The sequence below is a fragment of the Sphingopyxis sp. GW821-FHT12C06 genome (genome assembly GCF_058807415.1).
This window is the reverse complement of sequence record NZ_JBXAQR010000001.1, coordinates 499,383-518,815: the sequence shown is the minus strand read 5'-3', so window position 1 is coordinate 518,815 and position 19,433 is coordinate 499,383. Positions and strand designations below refer to the sequence as shown.

Here is a 19,433-nt window from a genome sequence, read left to right as displayed (position 1 = left end):
GGCCGTCGCATCTGTTAGCAGGGCTGCAATGACCAACGCCCCGCTTCCGCCTTCGTCGGCCGCCCAATCGGCCCGCACCATCTTGACCCGGTTGCACGAGGTCATGGCATCGCGCACCAACGCGCAGGGCAAGCTCAATCAGGTCGTCGGAATCATCGGTGAATGCCTGAACAGCGAAGTCTGTTCCATCTATCTGCTGCGCGATGGCGCGCTGGAACTTTATGCCACGCGCGGACTGAAGCAGGAGGCGGTGCACGTCACCCGCCTCGGCCTGGGTGAAGGGCTGGTCGGCACGATCGCCGACCAGATCGAGACGCTGAACCTCGACGAAGCCGCATCGCACCCCGACTTTTCCTATCGCCCCGAAACCGGCGAAGAATTGTTCCACAGCTTTGCCGGCGTCCCGATCATCCGCCGCGAACGCGCGGTCGGCGTGCTCTGCGTCCAGCATAGCGACCCGCGCCGCTATGCTGATATCGAGATTGAGACGCTGCAGACCGTCGCCATGGTCTTGTCTGAACTCATCTCCAACGCCGACCTCGTCGACACCGCCGCACGCACCGACGCCGCGACGGCGGACCAGTCGGCACAGCGCCTGACCGGCCAAAAGCTCGTCGACGGAATGGGCGCCGGAATCGCGGTGTTCCATCAGCCGCGCATCACCATCGAACATACCGTCGCCGACGATACCGAAGCCGAGCGTCACAGAGTTTACGCGGCCTTCGACAAGATGCGTGAGCAGATCGACCGCATGACCAGCCAGGCCGAATTCGGCGTCGGCGGCGAGCATGACGAGGTGCTCGAGACATACAAGATGTTCGCCTATGACGAAGGCTGGTCGCGCCGGATCAACGAGGCGATCGACAGCGGCCTGACCGCCGAGGCAGCGATCGAGCGCGTCCAGCAACGCACCCGGATGCGGATGCGCCAGATCGACGACGCCCTGCTGCGCGACCGCATGCATGACCTGGAGGATCTGTCGAACCGGCTGATCCGCATCGTGTCGGGCCAGATGGGCACCGCGGCACAAATGGGCCTGCGTCAGGATTCGATCCTGATCGCCCGCAACCTCGGCCCCGCCGAACTGCTTGAATATGACCGCCGCCGCCTCAAAGGCGTAGTGCTCGAGGAAGGCTCGCTCACAGCCCATGTCATCATCGTCGCACGCGCGATGGGCGTGCCGGTGCTCGGCCGCGTGCGCGACGTTCGCACCTCGATCCGCGAAGGCGATCTGCTACTGATCGACACCGCTACCGGGACGCTTCATGTGCGCCCGACGCAGGCTGTGCAGGATGCCTTCGAGACCCGGCTGGAAGTGTCGCAAAAACGGCGCGCCAACCTCGCCTCGCTGCGCGACCTGCCCGCAGTCACCAAGGATGGCGTCCCGATCGAGCTGATGATCAACGCCGGGCTGCGCGAAGATGTCGCCGCGCTCGACCTGACCGGCGCAAACGGCATCGGCCTGTTCCGCACCGAATTCCAGTTTCTGGTATCGGCAACGCTTCCGTCGCGCGACCGCCAGCAGCGCCTCTATCGCGACGTGCTCGACGCGGCGGGCGACCGGCCGGTGATTTTCCGTACGGTCGACATCGGCGGCGACAAGGCCCTGCCCTATATGAATGTCGGCGACACTGCGCAGGAGGAAAATCCGGCGATGGGCTGGCGCGCGCTGCGCCTCGCGCTCGAACGCGAAGGGCTGCTGAAGGTTCAGGCGCGCGCCTTGATGGAAGCCGCTGCCGGGCGGACGCTCAACGTCATGTTCCCGATGGTCTCGGAGCCGTGGGAATATGAAGCCGCCCGCAACCTGTTCGTCGGACAGCGTGCCTGGCTCGCCAGCCACAACAAGAAGCTGCCGATCGCGATCCGCTATGGCGCGATGCTGGAGGTGCCGGGACTTCTCGAAACGCTCGACCTGATGCTGCCGCACCTCGATTTCCTGTCGGTCGGGACGAACGACCTGACCCAGTTCCTGTTCGCCGCCGACCGGGCGCACCCGCGGCTTGCCGAACGCTATGACTGGCTCTCGCCGACGGTCATGCGCTATCTCTCACGCGTCGTGAAAACGGTCGGTGGATCGCGGGTTGCGCTGGGTGTCTGTGGCGAGATGGGTGGCCGGCCCCTGGAGGCGATGGCGTTGCTCGGCATCGGCATCGAACGCCTGTCGATCACCCCGGCCGGCGTCGGACCGGTCAAGGCGATGATCCGCTCGCTCGACCTTGGCGCGCTGCGCGAGGCGATCCCCGCGATCCTCGCCCAGCCTGCGCCCAACCCGCGTGGCCAATATCAAGCCTGGGCGGACAAGCATGGCGTCGATCTCGGCGACTGAGCGTCCGGACGATTGCGTCGGGGTCAATGTTTATGATATGTTCTCCCCATTAAGGTGAGGAGAAACCAGATGACCGATTCGAGTCCCCGCGCCAGCGGCCAATGCCATTGCGGCGCCATTCGTTATTCGATGCCGACCGCGGTCGAACATCATGCGCTATGCAATTGTCAGGATTGCCGCCGCCATTCGGGCGCCCCGCTCGTCGGCTGGGCGCTCGTCGGGCAGGATGCACTCGACGTCAGCGGTACCCCGAAAATCTATGCCTCGTCCGAACATGGCCGCCGCCATTTCTGCAGCGACTGTGGCACCGGGCTTTTCTATACCAATGAGACCATCTTTCCCGGCAAGATCGACGTCCAGTCAGCGACGCTCGACGACCCCGACCTGATTCCGCCGGGCGCACAGATTCAGACCGCCGAACGCATCGGCTGGATGGAGAAGCTGAACGACCTCCCCGCGTTCGAGCGCTATCCCGGCTAGCCCGCGTCGGCCGCGACGATTGCCCGCACGAGCGCCGCAATATCGAGGCGTTCGGCGGCATCGTCATAGCCCTGACGAACGATCACCAGCCGGCGTGACGGGATGACGACCAGATACTGGCCGCGATTGCCGAAGGCGCCGAAGGCGTCCACGGGAATGCCGTCCGATTTGTCGAGCAGCCAGAAACCCGCGCCATAGCCGAAGGGACCATCGGGCTGCGGCCCGCCGGGCGTCGCGACGAAACGGCGCCAGTTTTCGGGCAGCAGCCGCTCGCCGTTCCATAGTCCGTCATTCTGATAGAGCAGCCCGAGCCGCGCAAGGTCGCGCGCGGTCGTCGATACCTGGCTCGACAGGATATAATCGCCATCCTTGTCATGTTCGGCGAAGGTTCGCGTCATCCCGATCTTGTCGAAAAAGGCGACGGGGTCGAGCGCCTGTCCCGGCGCCTTCCGCTGCATTGCTCTGACAGACTGCACCGCGAGCAAAGTGTCGTTGTTGGCGTAGCGATAGCGGCTTCCCGGCGGATGAAGCAGCGGCCATTGCACCGTCCATTGGCGCACCGATGCACCGCCCATATAGATGGCGTCGGTGCGGTTTCCTGCCGTATCGCTGGTCAGGCCGCTCGCCATGCGCAGCAATTGCTCGGTCGTGATCGCCGCCCGCGGATCGCCGGGAGTCTGCCAATCGGCGATCGCTGCGGGCGCGGTCACATCGAACTGGCCGCGCTGGACGGCATGGCCAATCAACGTCGCGGCCATCGACTTGGCGACCGAGAAGGTCCGCTGCGCGCTGTGCGGGCCATGCCCCGGCTGATACCATTCGAAGCCGATCCGTCCGTCCTTGACGATCAACAGCGAACTGGTGCGCCCGCCGAAACCCGCGCGCTTCGCACCGATCGCGTCGAATGCCGCAACCGGCGCTCCGGCTTTCCCGTCGCCCAGCGGCCATGATCTGTCGTCGAGCTTCGCCCGCCCGCGACCGGAGAAGCCCTCAATTGGCGTCAGCGTGGCACCGATCGGTAGAGTGACGCAGCCTTCGCGGCTGTCCCACGCTGCAATGCGCGGCGGCATATCGTCACGGTAGCGCACGCTAACCCGCTTCACCTTGTCGTCGATCTGGGCCTTGAGCGCGCGGACATCGGCCTCGATCTCGGGGTAGATATGGGTGAGTTCGTCGCGTTCGATATCCGCCAGCGACTTGCCCGCGCCGTTCCACAGCGCCGAACAGGTGACGCCGGCGCGATAACCCGCCGCCCACGCCCGGTTGATCGCGGCATCGGCATCAGCCGCGTGCGCGGGCAGCGCAACCGCAGCGAACGCGAAGCCCAATGTCAGACGGCGCAGCGTCTCAGGGCCGCGCGCCAAACGCCTGCCGCTGCGGCTTTTTGGCGCGATCCCACCAGGCGCGGCGGATGACGTCGGCAACGCGTTCGGGGTCGGCCGATCCAAAACGCACGAGCAACGCGTGCCAGCCTTCATAATGGGCGGTCTGCCAAAAGGTCTCGGGATCGGTTTCAAGCAGAAGTTCCTTTTCATCGGGCTTGCACATCACGGCAAAGCTGCCGGGCTCGCGCCCCGGCGACACCAGCGCCTTGCCGTTGAGCTTCGGACAGGGGATGCCATAGAAGGACGCCATTTCGACATCGGGCAGGCCGCACGCGAAAGCGACTACATCGTCCCAATCGTCGAATGACGGCGGCATCACCCCTCCCCTCCTGCCCTATGCTCCGCGCTGGCGGCGCTGCTCGTCCCACCAGGCGAGCCGTTCGCCGATCCGCTTTTCGAAGCCGCGATCAACCGGGCGATAAAAATCGACCGGGGCCATTTCGTCGGGCCAGTAATTGTCGCCCGAAAAGCCCTCGGGCGCATCATGATCATAGCTATAGCCCGCACCATAGCCCAGATCCTTCATCAGCTTCGTCGGGGCATTGAGGATGTTCGCGGGCGGCGCCAGCGATCCGGTCTCGCGCGCCGCCGCCCAAGCCGCCTTTTGTGCCGCATAGGCCGCGTTCGATTTCGGCGCCGTCGCGCAATAGAGGCACGCCTGCACGATCGCGAGCTCCCCCTCGGGCGACCCCAGGAATTGATAGGCGTCTTTCGCGGCGAGGCACTGGATCAGCGCCTGCGGGTCGGCGAGCCCGATGTCCTCGCTCGCGAACCGGACAATGCGGCGAAGGACGTACAGCGGCTCCTCGCCCGCCACCAGCATCCGAGCGAGCCAATAGAGCGACGCCTGCGGATCCGACCCGCGCATCGCCTTATGCAGCGCCGAAATCAGATTATAATGGCCATCGCGATCCTTGTCGTAGACGGGCATGCGGCGGTGCAGGAATTGCGCCAGCTCGGCGGGATCAAGCGGGGTGTCGATAATCGCCGCGAACAGCGTCTCGACCTGATTGAGAAGGAAGCGGCCATCGCCGTCGGCGCTCACGATCAGCGCCCCGCGCGCATCATCGGTCACCGGCAGACGGCGGCCGACTTCGGCTTCGGCACGTTCGACCAGCGTCGCAAGCGCAGCTTCGTCCAGCCGGTGGAGCACCAGCACCTGCGCCCGCGACAGCAACGCCGCGTTGAGCGCAAAGCTCGGATTCTCGGTCGTCGCGCCGACCAGTACAACCGTGCCGCGTTCAACATAGGGCAGGAAACCATCCTGCTGCGCGCGGTTAAAGCGGTGGATTTCGTCCACGAAAAGCAGGGTTCGCTTGCCCGCCGTCGCCATCTTCTCGGCCTCGGCGAACGCCTTTTTCAGGTCGGCGACGCCCGAAAACACCGCCGACAGCGCGGCAAAGCGCATCCCCACCGCTTCGGCGAGCAGCCGCGCGATCGTCGTCTTTCCCGTTCCCGGCGGTCCCCAAAGGATAATCGACGACAATTGCCCTGCCGCGACCATCCGCCCGATCGCCCCCTCCGCGCCAGTCAGATGCTCCTGCCCGACCACATCGGACAGTGTGCGCGGGCGCAATCGTTCGGCGAGCGGGACCGGGCCGGTCGCGGCGCCACCCTCTGCAGGCACATCTTCGCCGAACAAGTCCCCGGCCACCACCGCCTCAGCCCCGGCGCCGCTGTTTCTGGCGGATCAGGCGCAAATAGGTGTCAGCGACCGACTTGTTGATCACATCCCATCGATAGGCGCCGCTTTCGTGCAGCGCCGCCGCGCCGTGCATCGCGCGCAGGGCCCAATCGCGACAATAAAGCTCCAGATCATCCGCAAAACTGCCGATCGAACCTGGCGACACCAGAAAGCCGGTGATACCATGTTTGACGATGCTCGCGCTGCCGGTCGCGCGTGCCGCCACCACCGGCAGACCGCACGCCATTGCTTCGAGGGTCACATTGCCGAAGGTTTCGGTCACCGACGGATTGAAGAACATGTCGCACGACGCCAGCGCGCGCGCGAGATCCTCGCCACCCTGGAAACCGACGAATTTGGCCTTGGGCAGCCGCGATTCGAACCATTCGCCCGCCGGCCCCTCGCCGATCACGACAACCTCGTGCGGTACGCCGCGCCGCTCCAGCTGGTCGATGGTGTCGGCAAAAACGTCGAGCCCCTTTTCCATCACCAGCCGGCCGAGAAAGGCGATGACCGGCGTCTCGTCGGCGATGTTCAGCGACTGGCGCCATGCCATGTCGCGCCGGCCGGGGTTAAAAATGTCGCGCTCGACGCCGCGGGTCCAGATGCCGATGTCATAGTTCATCCGCTGTTCGCGCAGCACCTGCGCAAAGCTTTCGGACGGCGCTATCAGTGCGTCGCACTTGCGGTACAGCTTGCGCAGCCAGGCGACCATCAGGGGTTCGACGAAGGAGAGGTTATAATAGCGGAAATAGGTTTCGAAGCGTGTGTGCACCGAACAGGCGACCGGAAGCTTGCGCCGCCGCGCCCACGCCGCCGCCTGTCGTGACACGCGATCGGGGCTGGAAATATGGAGGATATTCGGCGCGAACTCGGCGATATCCTGACGCACCCGCGACGAAAAAGACACCGGAATGCGATATTCGCTGCGCCCCGGAATCGCGAAGGACGGCACACTGACCAGGTCGCCGGTCGGTTCGAAATCGGGGTTGGCGACGGTCGGCGAATAGACCCGTACCGCCGCCCCCTGCTCCAGCAGATAGCCGACAAGACGGTTCAGCGCCTTGTTGGCGCCGTCGACCGTCATGTTGTAGTTGCCGCTGAAGAGGGCGATGCGCAGATCCGAAACGTCCATCGCGCCCCGCTAATCCCATCGCGGCGCAAAGGCAATTGTATCGGCCATCGCCATCAATAGTCTTCAGGGCGTTCCAGCGGCGCCTCAAGATCGATTGCCACCGGCGGGTGGAGCCGCAGGCGGTGGACACGGCGTTCGTCGGCCTCGGTCACCTCGATGCGCCAGCCGCTCGGATGGAGCAATATTTCGCCGACCTCGGGCACATGGCCCGCGAGCACCGCCGCGAGGCCGCCGAGCGTGTCGACATCTTCCTCGATCTCGGCCAGCCGCGGGTCGATCTCCTCACCGACATCGTCGAGTTCGGCGCGGGCATCGGCCTCCCAGCAACCATTTTCGCCCGGCGCGAACAGCAGCACCGGCTCATCGTCATGCTCGTCCTCGATCTCGCCGACGATTTCCTCGACCAGATCCTCGATCGTCACCAGCCCCTCGGTCCCCGAATATTCGTCGATGACGATCGCCAGGTGAGTGCGCTGCGCGCGCATGTCGGCGAGCAGGTCGAGCACCCCCATCGATTGCGGGACGTAAAGCGGCTGGCGCAGCAGGTCGATCAGCGGCGGCGGCGGGCGGCCTTCGGCGAGCACCGCAAACACATCCTTGACGTGGATCATCCCGACAACCTCGTCGAGCGTCTCGCGATAGACCGGCAGGCGACTGTGCCCAGCCTCGACGAACAGCGCGATGATGTCGGCAAAGCTCGCGCTTTCGGAAATCGCGATAATGTCGGCGCGCGGCACCGCGACATCGTCGACCGTCTGTTCGCCAAAATGCAAAAGATTGCGCAGCATCTTGCGCTCGATCGGCGAGAGATCGCCGACGACGCTGCTGCCGCGCCGATCCTGCCCCTCTTCCTCGGCTTCGTCGATCACATCCTCGATCTGCTCGCGCAACGAGGGCTCGTTCGCGCCGCCGAACAACAATGTCCGAATGCCGGCCCAAAGGCCGGATCTACTGTCCTCTTCCGATCGGGTCGAAGATCCCTGGTCGTCGGGCATGATGGTCTGGGTTTCCTAAGTTAATCCAACTCACGCATATGGATTGGCGATGCCCAGCGATGCAAGCGCTTTCACCTCGAGCGCCTCCATCGCCGATGCTTCGGGATCGTCGATATGGTCGTAACCGACCAGATGCAGCGCGCCATGGACCATCAAATGGGTCGCATGATCGGCCAGCGAAACCCCCTTCTCCTCCGCCTCGCGTGCGCAGGTTTCGCGCGCAAGCACGATGTCACCGAGCAAGATTTCGCCGTCATCGCTGTTCGACAGGCTTTCGAGCAGATCGGCCTGCACCTGCGGAAAGGACAGCACGTTGGTCGGCTTGTCCTTCCCCCGAAAATCGCGGTTGAGCGTCTGGACTTCGGCATCGTCGGTCAGCCGCACCGCGACCTCGACCATCGGCGCCGCATCGACGAGGCTGGCAAAGGGCGTCAGCTTGAGCGCCGCCGCGACCGCCTCCGCCGCCCGCACTTCCCAATCGACAACATCGGGCCAGGGCTGGGCTTCATGGGATTCGACGATCAGCATATTGGGATCCAGAAATAGAAAGGCGCAGGCGCGTTGGAACAGGGACGGTTTATCGCGGCGACGCTATCGCCGCGCGCGGGTCGTGGACAGCGGAAAAATTCCCTAGCCCGCGCTAAGGCGGGGGCGGCGCGGGTTCGGCGGTGGGCGGAGGCCGGTCGATCGGCAGGCGCAAGTCGATACGATTGCCGCCGATCTCGGTCGTGATCACCGCATCACCCCCCTCAATCCCGACGCGCGTCTTTTCGCCAACCGGGATCGCGCCGATGTCGGGGATGTCGAGCGGCTGGACCGGACCGCGCGGGTCGGTCGCCGGCGCGGGCGCCCTGCGCTGCTGCTTCTGGCCATGCGCCTCAACCATGAAATCGCGCCAGATCCGGGCAGGCAGCCCGCCCCCCGACACCCCCTGAAGCGGCGAATTATCGTCATTGCCGATCCACACCCCGACCACCAGACCATTGGCATAGCCGACGAACAGCGCGTCGCGATTGTCCTGGCTGGTCCCGGTCTTGCCGAAATTCGCCTGCGGAAGCCGCGCAGCGCGGCCGGTGCCGCGGTTGACCGCGGCGCGCAGCATCTGTTCGATCGCGTCATGCTCCTTCGACCCGAAGCTGTCGGGCCCCCAGAACAGATTTTCGAACCAGCCCATCTCTGCGGTTTTGAAGGCGTGCGGCTCGACCGGATAGCTGTTCGCCGCAACCGCGGCATAAGCGGCGGTGAGTTCAAGCAAAGTCATGCTCGACGTTCCAAGCGCGAGGCTGGGGTCTCCCTCGGCCATCGGCGCGGTCACCCCAAGGTCGCGCGCCATGCGGATAACCTTGTCGTCGCCAACCTCGCGCAGCAGGCGCACCGCGGCGACATTGCTCGACGTAGCGAAGGCATCCTCCAGCGTGAGCGACGGCGAATAGGAGCCCCCGGCATTTTTCGGCCGGTACGATCCGGTTTCGATCGCCTCGTTGCCGATCCGGTCGTCGGGCTTCCAGCCGTCTCGGAGCGCTGCCAGATAGACGAACAGTTTAAAGGTGGACCCCGGCTGCCGCCGCGCCTGCGTCACGCGGTTGAAGGGCGATGCGGCATAATCGCGCCCGCCGACCATCGCCACCACCTCGCCATTGGGGCGCATCGCCACGAGCGCGACCTGCGCCTTGCCCAGCCCCGCGCGGCCAGTCACCCGCCGCGCGACGCCCTGTAACCGTGCGTCGAGCGTCGTGGTGATCGTTTCGCGCGAATAGCCGACATCGCTGAGCTTGCGCGCCTCGGGCAGCGCCCAGTCCGCAAAATAAGTGCCGGTGGGCAAGGTGTTGCGGCTGCGCACGTCGATCCGCGGCGCGCGGAGCGATTTGGCTTCACCTTCCGTAAGATAGCCGGTGGCCGCCATCGCATTGAGCACCAGCCGCATCCGCTTTTCGGCGAGATCGGGGTTTTTGGTCGGCGCGAGGCGCGAGGGCGCCTGCACCAACCCCGCCAGCATCGCCGCCTGCGCCGGGGTCAGCTTTTCGGGCTGGCGATAGAAATAATGCATCGACGCCGCGCGGAGCCCATAGGTGTTGTCGCCGAAATAGGCGTTCGACAGATAGCGTTCGAGAATCTCGTCCTTGGTCAGCCACGCTTCGAGCCAGAAGGCGATCAGCGCCTCGCGTGCCTTGCGCCCCAACGTGCGCTTCGGCGTCAGAAAGGTGAATTTCGCAAGTTGCTGGGTAATCGTGCTGCCGCCCTGCGTCCGCCCGCCGGTGACATTGCTCCACACCGCGCGCGCGATGCTACGCGGATCGATGCCCCAATGGCTGTAGAAACGCCGGTCCTCGATCGCGAGAAACGCACCGGTGACATGCTTGGGCAGCGCCTTCGCCTTCACCGGCGTATCGACGATCGCCCCAATGCGCGCGATCGGCGACCCGTTGGACGCCAGCAAGGTGATCTGCGGCGGCGCGATCGGTTCGAGCGACTTCGACAAGGGCGCGGTAAGCGCGAGCCAGCCGACAAGCAGGATGAAGGCGGCGCAGAAAACCGCAAAGCCGCGCGCGATGCGGCGAACCCATTTGCGACGGCGCGATTCGGGAACGGGCGCCGCGGCGGTGTCGCCCAGGGGCGCGCCCGGCATCGCGGCGGGGATCGGGTCGGGGGTTTGGGGTTTGCGGAACCAGGTCATGCTTGGTTCGCGTATTACAATCACAATACAGCCTAAGCAAATGGCTTTGATGGGCGCGCCGCTTGCCCGGAAATGGAGCCGGTATGACTAGTTTGTTTTGAGCGAGCAGCCGGACAGGCGACTATAGCGCATTACCATGTCTTTGCGGACACCCTCCGACGCCTCAGCCACACTCGCCAAGATGCTTTCTAACCCGTTCCAGCAACAAGGAAACCCGGGTAGCCGTCGCAGCGCTATCATTTAGGTTGTGTCGATCAAGCACGGCAAACTCGGTCACCTTGGCGCCAGAGGGAAACTGCTGCCAGCTCATGTCAATGTGGTACCAGTCGTCGCCAAAGGGCAATCCATTCCAAAAATGCACGTCGTCGCGCTGTCCGTCAGTTTGGACGGTGCCTTTAATGATCTCCGTTTTCGGGTAGAAATACTGCACGACGCGGCAGGTCGGATAACATTGCCCCAGAGCAGGGATTCCGGGCTGATATGCGGCCATGTAAGAGGTGTCTTTGCCCCATGACAGTTCCAAAGCCTCGCGAAGCCGAAGCATGAAACTATGTCCGCTTGAGATCATACCCAGCTCCCCATGCCCTTACTCTTCATCAGCGCGGAAACCAGCGCTTGCAGCTTCGCGCTCAATGGCGGCTTCTGGCGTTTCCGAACAGGCAGCAAGGCAAGCGCAAACGGTCGTTTACCGCCGTTTCCTCTTCGTCACCCCGGATTTGATCCGGGGTCGAGCGACGCCGGCTTAGATGAATCCGGGATCAAGTCCGGGGTGACGGTCAGCTTGCGGTCATTTCCGTACCCTCGCCCTACCCCAGCACCCAGCTCCGCCGCGGATAGCCCTGCGCCCACAGCAGCGCCGACAGGTCATGGTGCCGCACCACCGCAGCCGAAGCTTCCGCCGCCGCCGGATGCGGATAATAGCCGATCCCCAGCCCCGCCGCGGTGATCATCGGAATATCGTTCGCGCCGTCGCCGACCGCCAGCGTCTCGGCGAGCGGCAGGCCGCGCGCCGCGGCTTCGGCCTTCAGCGTCTCCAGCTTGGTGCTCGCATCGACGATCGGCTCCAGCACGCGTCCGGTCAGCTTGCCGTTCGCAATCTCCAGCTCGTTCGCGATCACCTTGTCGAACCCGATCGCCTCGCCCACCGGCCGCGCGAAGGCGGTGAAGCCGCCCGAGATCAGCACCGAATGCGCGCCATGCGCCTTCATCGTCTGCACCAGTGTCCGCGCGCCGCGGGTCAGCCGCACGCGCTCCATCCGACATTCCGCGAGCACCGATTCGGCCATCCCGCCGAGCAGCCCGACACGCTCGGTCAGCGCGGCGCGAAAATCCAGTTCGCCGCGCATCGCGCGCTCGGTGATCGCCGCGATCTGCGGCTTCAGCCCGGCATAATCGGCAAGTTCGTCGATGCATTCGACAGTGATCATCGTCGAATCCATGTCGGCGATGATCAGTTTTTTCGTGCGGTCGCCCAGCGGCTGGACGACGACGTCGAGCGCACCATGGTCCATTTTCGCCAATTCGGCGCGGGCGCTGACGAGGCTACCGTGAAAGACGATATCGGCGGCATCGCCTTCGTCCAGCCAGTGCGGCGCGCCGACATCATGCCCCGTCGCGTCGAGCCGGTCGATTGCTTCGCGGACCACCTCGCCCGTCAGCTTCCCTGCTGCTATCAGCGTTGCGACGAACATGGCATCTCCTTCATCATCTTTCCGGTCCCAGCCCTCTCAGGCCAGCCCTCCTGTTGCGCTTATCGCCGGACCCACCGCCAGCGGCAAGAGTGCATTGGCGGTCGCCCTCGCCCAAACTGTCCCGAATGCGGTCGTGATCAATTCCGACGCGAGCCAGGTCTATGCCGATCTCGCCATCCTGTCGGCACGCCCCACCGAGGAGGAGATGGCGGGCATACCGCACCGCCTGTTCGGCTGCGTCGACGGTGCCGAGGCCTGTAATGCCGCGCGCTGGGCGAGTGACGCGACCGCCGCGATCGCCGAGGCGCATGCCACAGGTGCGCTCCCGATCCTCGTCGGCGGTACCGGGCTTTATCTCAATACCTTGCTCTTCGGTATCGCGCCGGTACCCGAAATCGATCCCGAGATTCGCACCGCAATCCGCGCGATGGAGGTCGCTGACGCGCACGCCGCGCTCGAACAGCACGACCCCGCCGCCGCCGCGCGGCTCCATCCCGCCGACGTCACCCGCGTCGCCCGCGCGCTCGAGGTCGTCCGCTCGACCGGCCGCCCGCTCGCCGACTGGCAGCAAGCGCGCGAAGGCGGGATCGCGGGCGCCATCACCGTCGCGCCGATGATCCTGCTGCCACCGCGCGACTGGCTGCGCGACCGCTGCGATCGGCGGCTGGTCACGATGTTCGAACGCGGCGCAATCGAGGAAGCGGCAGCGCTGCTCGCACGCGGCCTCAACCCCGATCTGCCCGCTATGCGCGCCATCGGTGTGCCGCAGATCGCGCGCTATCTTTCGGGTGAGATCGACCGCGCCGAAGCGCTGGGCCTCGCTCAAGCCGCGACACGTCAGTATCTGAAGCGCCAATATACGTGGTTTCGCAACCAGCTCCCCGCCGAATGGCCACGTCACAAAGAGTCACTATCAATCGATAATGTCGATGAATTAGCAATAATATTACGCGATAGCCTGTTGACAAGATAGAATCATACACCTATTGCCCGCAACCTTGCTGCGGCGCACAAGCGCGCGGTTTGGACGTACAGGTTCGTGCGTTCGCACAAGACGGAAGGAGCATTGTCGTGACGGAAATGAGTGGTGCCGACATGGTGGTTCAGGCGCTGGTCGATCTTGGGGTCGATACGGTGTTCGGCTATCCGGGCGGCGCGGTCCTTCCTATCTATGACGCGCTCTTCAAGCATCCGACGATCCAGCATATTCTCGTCCGCCACGAACAGGCGGCGACCCATGCGGCGGAGGGCTACGCCCGCTCGACCGGCAAACCCGGCGTCGTGCTCGTCACCTCGGGCCCGGGCGCGACCAACGCTGTCACCGGCATCACCGACGCGCTGATGGATTCGATCCCGATGGTCGTGCTGACCGGCCAGGTTCCGACCACCCTGATCGGCACCGACGCCTTCCAGGAATGCGACACCGTCGGCATCACGCGCCACTGCACCAAGCATAATTATCTGGTGATGGACCCCGCGCGGCTCGGCCCGATCATGCATGAGGCATTTTACATCGCGACCCACGGTCGCCCCGGCCCGGTGGTGATCGACATTCCAAAGAATGTTCAGGTCGCGACCGGCAAATATATCGTGCCCGACATGATCGAGCATAAAAGCTATCGCCCGCAGGTCGAGCCCGACAATGCCGCGATCGCCGAAGCCGTCGCGATGATCGCTGCGGCGCAGCGCCCGGTTTTCTACACCGGCGGCGGCGTGATCAACGCCGGCCCCGATGCGAGCGCGGCTTTGCGTCAGCTCGTCGCGCTCACCGGCGCGCCGATCACCTCGACCCTGATGGGGCTCGGCGCCTTTCCGTGCGACGATGATAAATGGCTCGGCATGCTCGGCATGCACGGGACCTATGAATCGAACATGGCGATGAACCGCGCCGACCTGATCATCGCGGTCGGCGCGCGCTTCGACGACCGGGTGACCGGCCGCCTCGACGCCTTCGCGCCCGAAGCGAAAAAGATCCACATCGACATCGACCGCAGCTCGGTGAACAAGATCGTTGCCGTCGATCTCGCGATCATCGGCGACGCCGGCCGCGCGCTCGATGCGATCATCGCGGGCTGGCAGGCAGCGGGCCACAAGGCGCGCGACCTTGGCGAATGGTGGCGCCGTATCGACGGCTGGCGCGCAACGCGCTGCCTCGACTTCCCCGAGAAGAAGGAAGACGCTGCCGAAATCATGCCGCAGCGTGCGGTCAAGGCGTTGTACGACGCCACCCATGCGATGGACCCGATCATCACGACCGAGGTCGGTCAGCATCAGATGTGGGCGGCGCAGCATTTCGGTTTCCGCGGCCCCAACCGCTGGCTCACCAGCGGCGGGCTCGGCACGATGGGCTATGGTTTTCCAGCCGCCGTCGGCGCGCAGATTGCGCACCCCGACCGCCTCGTCATCTGCATCGCAGGCGAAGCCAGCCTGCAGATGAACATTCAGGAAATGGGCACGGTCAGCCAGTACCGCCTGCCAGTGAAGATCTTCATCCTCAACAATCAGTGGATGGGGATGGTCCGCCAGTGGCAGGAACTCACCTATGAAAGCCGCTATTCGAACAGCTATTCGGACAGCCTGCCCGATTTCGTGAAGCTCGCCGACGCCTATGGCTGGACCGGCCTGCGCATCGACAATTTCGGTGAGCTGGAGGACGGCATCCAGACGATGATCAACACCCCGGGTCCGGTGATCGTCGACTGCCGCGTCGCCCAGCTCGCCAACTGCTTCCCGATGATCCCGTCGGGAGCCGCCCATACCGACATGATCCTCCAGCCGAGCGACGTCACCGGCACGATGGACGACGAAGCCAAGGCACTGGTGTAATCCGATGAAAATTCAAACCGAAGCCGGCGAGCGCCACGTGCTCGCCATCACCGTCGATAACGAAGCCGGGGTGCTCGCCAAAATCACCGGGCTGTTCACAGCGCGCGGCTATAATATTGAAAGCCTGACCGTCGCGGACATCAGTTCGGACCATGCGCTGTCGCGGATCACGATCGTTACCTCGGGGCCGCCCGCGATCATCGACCAGATCATCGCCCAACTCGACCGGCTCGTCCCCGTCCACAAGGTCACCGACCTCACCGACGCGGGCGCGCATGTCGAGCGCGAGATCGCGCTGGTCAAGGTCGCGGGCACCGGCGACAAACGGATCGAGGCGCTGCGCCTCGCCGATGTCTTCCGTGCGAAGGTCGTCGACACGACGATCAGCAGCTTCATCTTCGAAATCACCGGCGCCAGCGAAAAGGTCGACCGTTTCGTCGCCCTGATGCGCGAATGCGGCCTCGTCGAAGTCGGCCGTTCCGGGGTCGTCGCCATCGCTCGCGGGGCGGAGGCGGCTTAAGTATTTTACCAACCTTCGTCATTCCCGCGAAAGCGGGAACCCAGCGTACCAGATATGGGTCCCGGCTTTGCCCGGGATGACGATCAAGTGAATGTAAGAAGGGTTTAGCAATGCAAGTGTATTATGATCGCGACGCCGACCAGGATCTGATCAAGGGCAAGAAGGTCGCCGTTGTCGGTTACGGCAGCCAAGGTCACGCCCACGCACAGAATATGCGCGACAGCGGCGTCACCGACGTCGCCATCGCGCTGCGCGCCGGTTCGGCGACCGCGAAAAAGGCCGAAGCCGCAGGCTTCAAGGTCATGACGAACAAGGAAGCCGCCGCGTGGGCCGACGTGATCATGATCGCCGCTCCCGATGAGCATCAGGCGAAAATCTACGCCGACGACATCGGCCCGAACATGAAGCCCGGCGCGGCGCTCGCTTTCGCCCACGGCCTCAACATCCACTTCGGCCTGATCGAAGCCCGCCCCGACATCGACGTGTTCATGGTCGCCCCCAAGGGCCCCGGCCACACTGTGCGCAGCGAATATCAAAAGGGCGGCGGCGTCCCCTGCCTGATCGCGGTTGCGCAGGAAGCGCAGGGTGCGGGTTCGTCGGGCAACGGCTATGCCAAGGCGCTCGCCCTCTCCTACGCCTCGGCCGTCGGCGGCGGGCGCAGCGGGATCATCGAGACGAGCTTCAAGGAAGAGTGCGAAACCGACCTCTTCGGCGAACAGGCCGTTCTGTGCGGCGGCGTGACCCACCTGATCCAGGCCGGGTTCGAAACGCTGGTCGAGGCGGGCTACGCCCCCGAAATGGCCTATTTCGAGTGCCTCCACGAAACCAAGCTGATCGTCGACCTTCTCTATGAAGGCGGCATCGCCAACATGCGCTACTCGATCTCGAACACCGCCGAATATGGTGACATCAAGACGGGTCCGCGCATCATCACCGCCGAAACCAAGGCCGAAATGAAGCGTGTGCTTGAGGACATTCAATCGGGCCGCTTCGTCAAGGATTTCGTCCTCGACAACCAGGCCGGTCAGCCCGAGCTGAAAGCGAGCCGCAAGGCCGCCGCAGCGCACCAGATCGAACAGGTCGGCGGCGAACTGCGCGCGATGATGCCGTGGATCGCCAAGAACCAGCTGGTCGACAAGTCGAAGAATTAAGCGTCAACGCGGCCCCCGGCGAAAGCCGGGGTCCAGGCGGCTAACGCTTTCGCAATCGCAGGCAAAGGAGCAAGGTTCGATCATGACATCCAACCTCCCCTTTGCCTGCGAATGCGGGACGGTTTCCGGAACGCTGCTGCACGTCGGCCCCGATCAGGGCGACCATGTCGTCTGCCATTGCGCCGATTGCCAATATCTCGCCCACCATCTCGGTCATGCGGAGCGGATGCTCGACGAACATGGCGGCGCTTCGCTCTATCAGTCGCGATGCGCGCGCGTGCACATCGCCTCGGGCCGCGACCAGCTCGCCTGCGTTCACCTGACCGACAAGCCGACGCTGCGCTGGTACGCCGGATGCTGCCGCACCCCGCTGTTCAACACCTATGCCAATGGCAAAATCCCGTACATCACGACCCAGCTCGGCGCCTGCGACCCCGCGGCGCGCGCGCGGCTGGTCGGCCCGCCGCGCGGGCATCTCTTCACAGAGGACGGCGTTGGCGACACCAGCCATCTGCCCAGGATGAGCATGGGGGCATTGATGCGCCGCTTTTTCCCGCGGATGATCAAGGATCTCGTGTCGGGCGATCGTCGGCGATGCGAGCTTTTCGACAGCAAAACCCTCGAACCCATCGCCAAACCCCATCGCATGACCAGCGAAGAACGGCTCGCCCAGAAAGCCGGTTGAACTGCACCGCGCGGGTTTGCCATTTCGATCCCATATCCTAAGGAACGCCGATGCCGGGCCGCGCCTCTCCCTTCTCCGCCCATCACCGCGACCTTCGCGCGCTCGCCGCCGAAACCCGCCTCCGCGCGCTCACACCGCGCAGCGGGATCGACTTCGCCTCGAACGACTATCTCGGCCTCGCCGATTCCCCGGCGTTGCGCGAAGCCCTCTCGGCCGGGATCGCACAGAACATCCCCGCCGGATCGGGCGGCTCGCGCCTGCTGCGCGGCAACCACGCCGAACATGAAGCGCTCGAAGCGCACGCCGCGCGCCATTATGACAGCGAGGCCGCGCTCTATTTCTCGACCGGTTTCGCCGCCAATGCCGCGCTCTTCGCGACGCTGCCGCAGCGCGGCGACCTGATCGTCCACGACGAGCTGATCCACGCCAGCGCGCACGACGGCATGCGCCTCGCCCGCGCCGGCAGCATCCCCGCCGCGCACAATGATCCGCAGGCCTTCGCCGACATCATCGCGCGCTGGCGCGCCGGTGGCGGCTCGGGAACCCCATGGATCGCGGTCGAAAGCCTCTATTCGATGGACGGCGACCGCGCCCCGCTGATCGAACTCGCCGCGGTCGCCGATCGCTTCGACGCAGTGCTGATCGTCGACGAAGCCCATGCCACGGGCGTTTACGGCGCCAATGGCGCAGGACTCGCCAGCGACCTCGCACGCCGCGACAATCTGATCACCCTCCACACCTGCGGCAAGGCGCTCGGCTGCGAAGGCGCGCTGCTCTGCGCCCCGCGGGTCGTCACCGACTTTCTCGTCAACCGCGGCCGCCCCTTCATCTTCTCGACCGCGCCGTCGCCCTTGATGGCGTGGCTAGTCCGCCAGAGCCTCGAAATCGTCGCGACCCAGCCCGAGCGGCAAGCCCGCCTCGCCGCGCTCGTCCGCCACGCCGAAGCGCGCCTCGCCCCGCTCGGCATCATCGCCAGCGGCACCCAGATCCAGCCCGTCATCATCGGCGAGAATGACCGCACGATGCGCATCGCGACAGCGCTGCAAACCGCGGGTTTCGACATTCGCGGCATCCGCCCGCCGACGGTGGCGCAGGGAACCGCCCGCCTCCGCATCGCGATCACGCTCAATGTTGACGAAGATAACATTGATGCCATGGCCGACGCCCTCGCCGCCGCGATGGCCGACGCATGACCCGCTTCGTCGTCACCGGCACCGACACCGGCATCGGAAAAACCATCTTTTCCGCGGGGCTAGCGCAGGCGACCGGCGTTCCTTACTGGAAACCGGTTCAGGCGGGACTCGAAGAGGAAACGGACAGCGAGATCGTCGCGCGCCTCGCCGGAGTGCCCATCCACCCCGAAGCGCACCGCCTGATCACCCCCGCCTCGCCGCATTACGCCGCCGAAGTTGACGGCGTTACCATTGACGCCGAAACGCTGGCCCCGCCGCCCGGCGACCTGATCGTCGAGGGCGCCGGCGGCGTGCTCGTTCCCGTCACCCGCACCATTCTCTACGCCGACCTCTTCGCGAAATGGCAGATCCCGGTGATTGTCTGTGCCCGCACGATGCTCGGCACGATCAACCACAGCCTGCTCACGATCGAAGCGCTGCGGTCGCGCGGCGTCCCGATCCACGGCCTCGCCTTCCTCGGCGACCCCGTCCCCGACAGCGAAGCGACAATCGCCGAAATCAGCGGCGTCCAACGCCTGGGGCGCCTGCCGATCATCGATCCGCTGACGAGCGAAAGCCTTGCCGCGGCGTTCAGCGCGAACTTCAACATCGCCGACTTCCGCTAAATTCCGCCATCCCCTCCCCTCTTCGTCATCCCCACGAAAGCGGGGACCCAGCGAACAAAAAACTCCACCCGCAGGGTGGCATT

18 protein-coding genes are annotated in these 19,433 nt (G+C 64.9%); 9 read left to right on the top strand and 9 right to left on the bottom strand.

The features are described 5' to 3' along the window. The first annotated feature begins 28 nt into the window (after positions 1-28). The gene (gene ptsP / locus AC1RRJ_RS02335; RefSeq protein ID WP_493120103.1) at positions 29-2,326 is read left to right on the top strand and encodes a phosphoenolpyruvate--protein phosphotransferase; all 2,298 of its coding nucleotides are present in this window, start codon (positions 29-31) and stop codon (positions 2,324-2,326) included. A gap of 69 nt (positions 2,327-2,395) precedes the next feature. Further along, entirely contained in the window at positions 2,396-2,806 is a 411-nt protein-coding gene (locus AC1RRJ_RS02330) for a GFA family protein (RefSeq protein ID WP_493120101.1), read from the top strand. Here the strand turns inward: AC1RRJ_RS02330 and AC1RRJ_RS02325 are convergent. The 9 genes from AC1RRJ_RS02325 to serB form a co-directional block, all read right to left on the bottom strand. Further along, on the bottom strand, positions 2,803-4,170 hold the full coding sequence (locus AC1RRJ_RS02325; RefSeq protein ID WP_493120100.1) for a serine hydrolase domain-containing protein: 1,368 nt from the start codon (positions 4,168-4,170) through the stop codon (positions 2,803-2,805). The genes AC1RRJ_RS02330 and AC1RRJ_RS02325 overlap by 4 nt on opposite strands. After that, positions 4,154-4,507: an MmcQ/YjbR family DNA-binding protein gene (locus tag AC1RRJ_RS02320; protein ID WP_493120684.1), complete on the bottom strand. Its 354-nt coding sequence runs from the start codon at positions 4,505-4,507 to the stop codon at positions 4,154-4,156. Before AC1RRJ_RS02320 ends, AC1RRJ_RS02325 begins: the two co-directional genes overlap by 17 nt. Before the next feature lie 18 nt (positions 4,508-4,525). Further along, positions 4,526-5,845 (bottom strand): replication-associated recombination protein A, encoded by a 1,320-nt coding sequence (locus AC1RRJ_RS02315; RefSeq protein ID WP_493120098.1) that lies wholly within the window; start codon positions 5,843-5,845, stop codon positions 4,526-4,528. Positions 5,846-5,852: 7 nt separating this feature from the next. Next, complete coding sequence (locus tag AC1RRJ_RS02310; protein WP_493120097.1) at positions 5,853-7,010, bottom strand: glycosyltransferase family 4 protein; 1,158 nt, start codon at positions 7,008-7,010, stop codon at positions 5,853-5,855. Between the two features lie 53 nt (positions 7,011-7,063). After that, positions 7,064-8,005, bottom strand: a complete 942-nt coding sequence (locus tag AC1RRJ_RS02305; RefSeq protein ID WP_493120096.1) for a hemolysin family protein — start codon at positions 8,003-8,005, stop codon at positions 7,064-7,066. 30 nt (positions 8,006-8,035) lie between these two features. Continuing rightward, positions 8,036-8,533 (bottom strand): rRNA maturation RNase YbeY, encoded by a 498-nt coding sequence (gene ybeY / locus AC1RRJ_RS02300; protein WP_493120095.1) that lies wholly within the window; start codon positions 8,531-8,533, stop codon positions 8,036-8,038. Positions 8,534-8,645: 112 nt separating this feature from the next. Next, entirely contained in the window at positions 8,646-10,679 is a 2,034-nt protein-coding gene (locus tag AC1RRJ_RS02295) for a transglycosylase domain-containing protein (RefSeq protein ID WP_493120094.1), read from the bottom strand. Positions 10,680-10,842: 163 nt separating this feature from the next. Then, positions 10,843-11,247 carry a YunG family protein gene (locus AC1RRJ_RS02290; RefSeq protein ID WP_493120093.1) on the bottom strand — a complete coding sequence of 135 codons (405 nt, stop codon included), beginning with the start codon at positions 11,245-11,247 and terminating at the stop codon, positions 10,843-10,845. Between the two features lie 238 nt (positions 11,248-11,485). Next, positions 11,486-12,370 (bottom strand): phosphoserine phosphatase SerB, encoded by an 885-nt coding sequence (gene serB / locus AC1RRJ_RS02285; RefSeq protein ID WP_493120092.1) that lies wholly within the window; start codon positions 12,368-12,370, stop codon positions 11,486-11,488. Between serB and miaA the strand changes: the two genes are divergently transcribed. From miaA to bioD, 7 genes are all read left to right on the top strand, one after another. Further along, the gene (gene miaA, locus AC1RRJ_RS02280; protein WP_493120091.1) at positions 12,369-13,343 is read left to right on the top strand and encodes a tRNA (adenosine(37)-N6)-dimethylallyltransferase MiaA; all 975 of its coding nucleotides are present in this window, start codon (positions 12,369-12,371) and stop codon (positions 13,341-13,343) included. The two genes, serB and miaA, sit on opposite strands and share 2 nt — an antisense overlap. A 98-nt stretch (positions 13,344-13,441) precedes the next feature. Next, on the top strand, positions 13,442-15,196 hold the full coding sequence (gene ilvB, locus AC1RRJ_RS02275; RefSeq protein WP_493120090.1) for a biosynthetic-type acetolactate synthase large subunit: 1,755 nt from the start codon (positions 13,442-13,444) through the stop codon (positions 15,194-15,196). Between the two features lie 4 nt (positions 15,197-15,200). Continuing rightward, positions 15,201-15,716, top strand: a complete 516-nt coding sequence (gene ilvN, locus AC1RRJ_RS02270) for an acetolactate synthase small subunit (protein WP_493120089.1) — start codon at positions 15,201-15,203, stop codon at positions 15,714-15,716. A gap of 110 nt (positions 15,717-15,826) precedes the next feature. Further along, positions 15,827-16,867, top strand: coding sequence for a ketol-acid reductoisomerase (gene ilvC, locus AC1RRJ_RS02265; protein WP_493120087.1), 1,041 nt, complete (start codon positions 15,827-15,829; stop codon positions 16,865-16,867). Positions 16,868-16,949: 82 nt separating this feature from the next. Continuing rightward, positions 16,950-17,552 carry a DUF6151 family protein gene (locus tag AC1RRJ_RS02260; protein WP_493120085.1) on the top strand — a complete coding sequence of 201 codons (603 nt, stop codon included), beginning with the start codon at positions 16,950-16,952 and terminating at the stop codon, positions 17,550-17,552. A gap of 50 nt (positions 17,553-17,602) precedes the next feature. Then, entirely contained in the window at positions 17,603-18,745 is a 1,143-nt protein-coding gene (locus tag AC1RRJ_RS02255; RefSeq protein ID WP_493120084.1) for an 8-amino-7-oxononanoate synthase, read from the top strand. After that, on the top strand, positions 18,742-19,350 hold the full coding sequence (bioD, locus tag AC1RRJ_RS02250; protein WP_493120082.1) for a dethiobiotin synthase: 609 nt from the start codon (positions 18,742-18,744) through the stop codon (positions 19,348-19,350). Before AC1RRJ_RS02255 ends, bioD begins: the two co-directional genes overlap by 4 nt. Positions 19,351-19,433 lie beyond the last annotated feature (83 nt).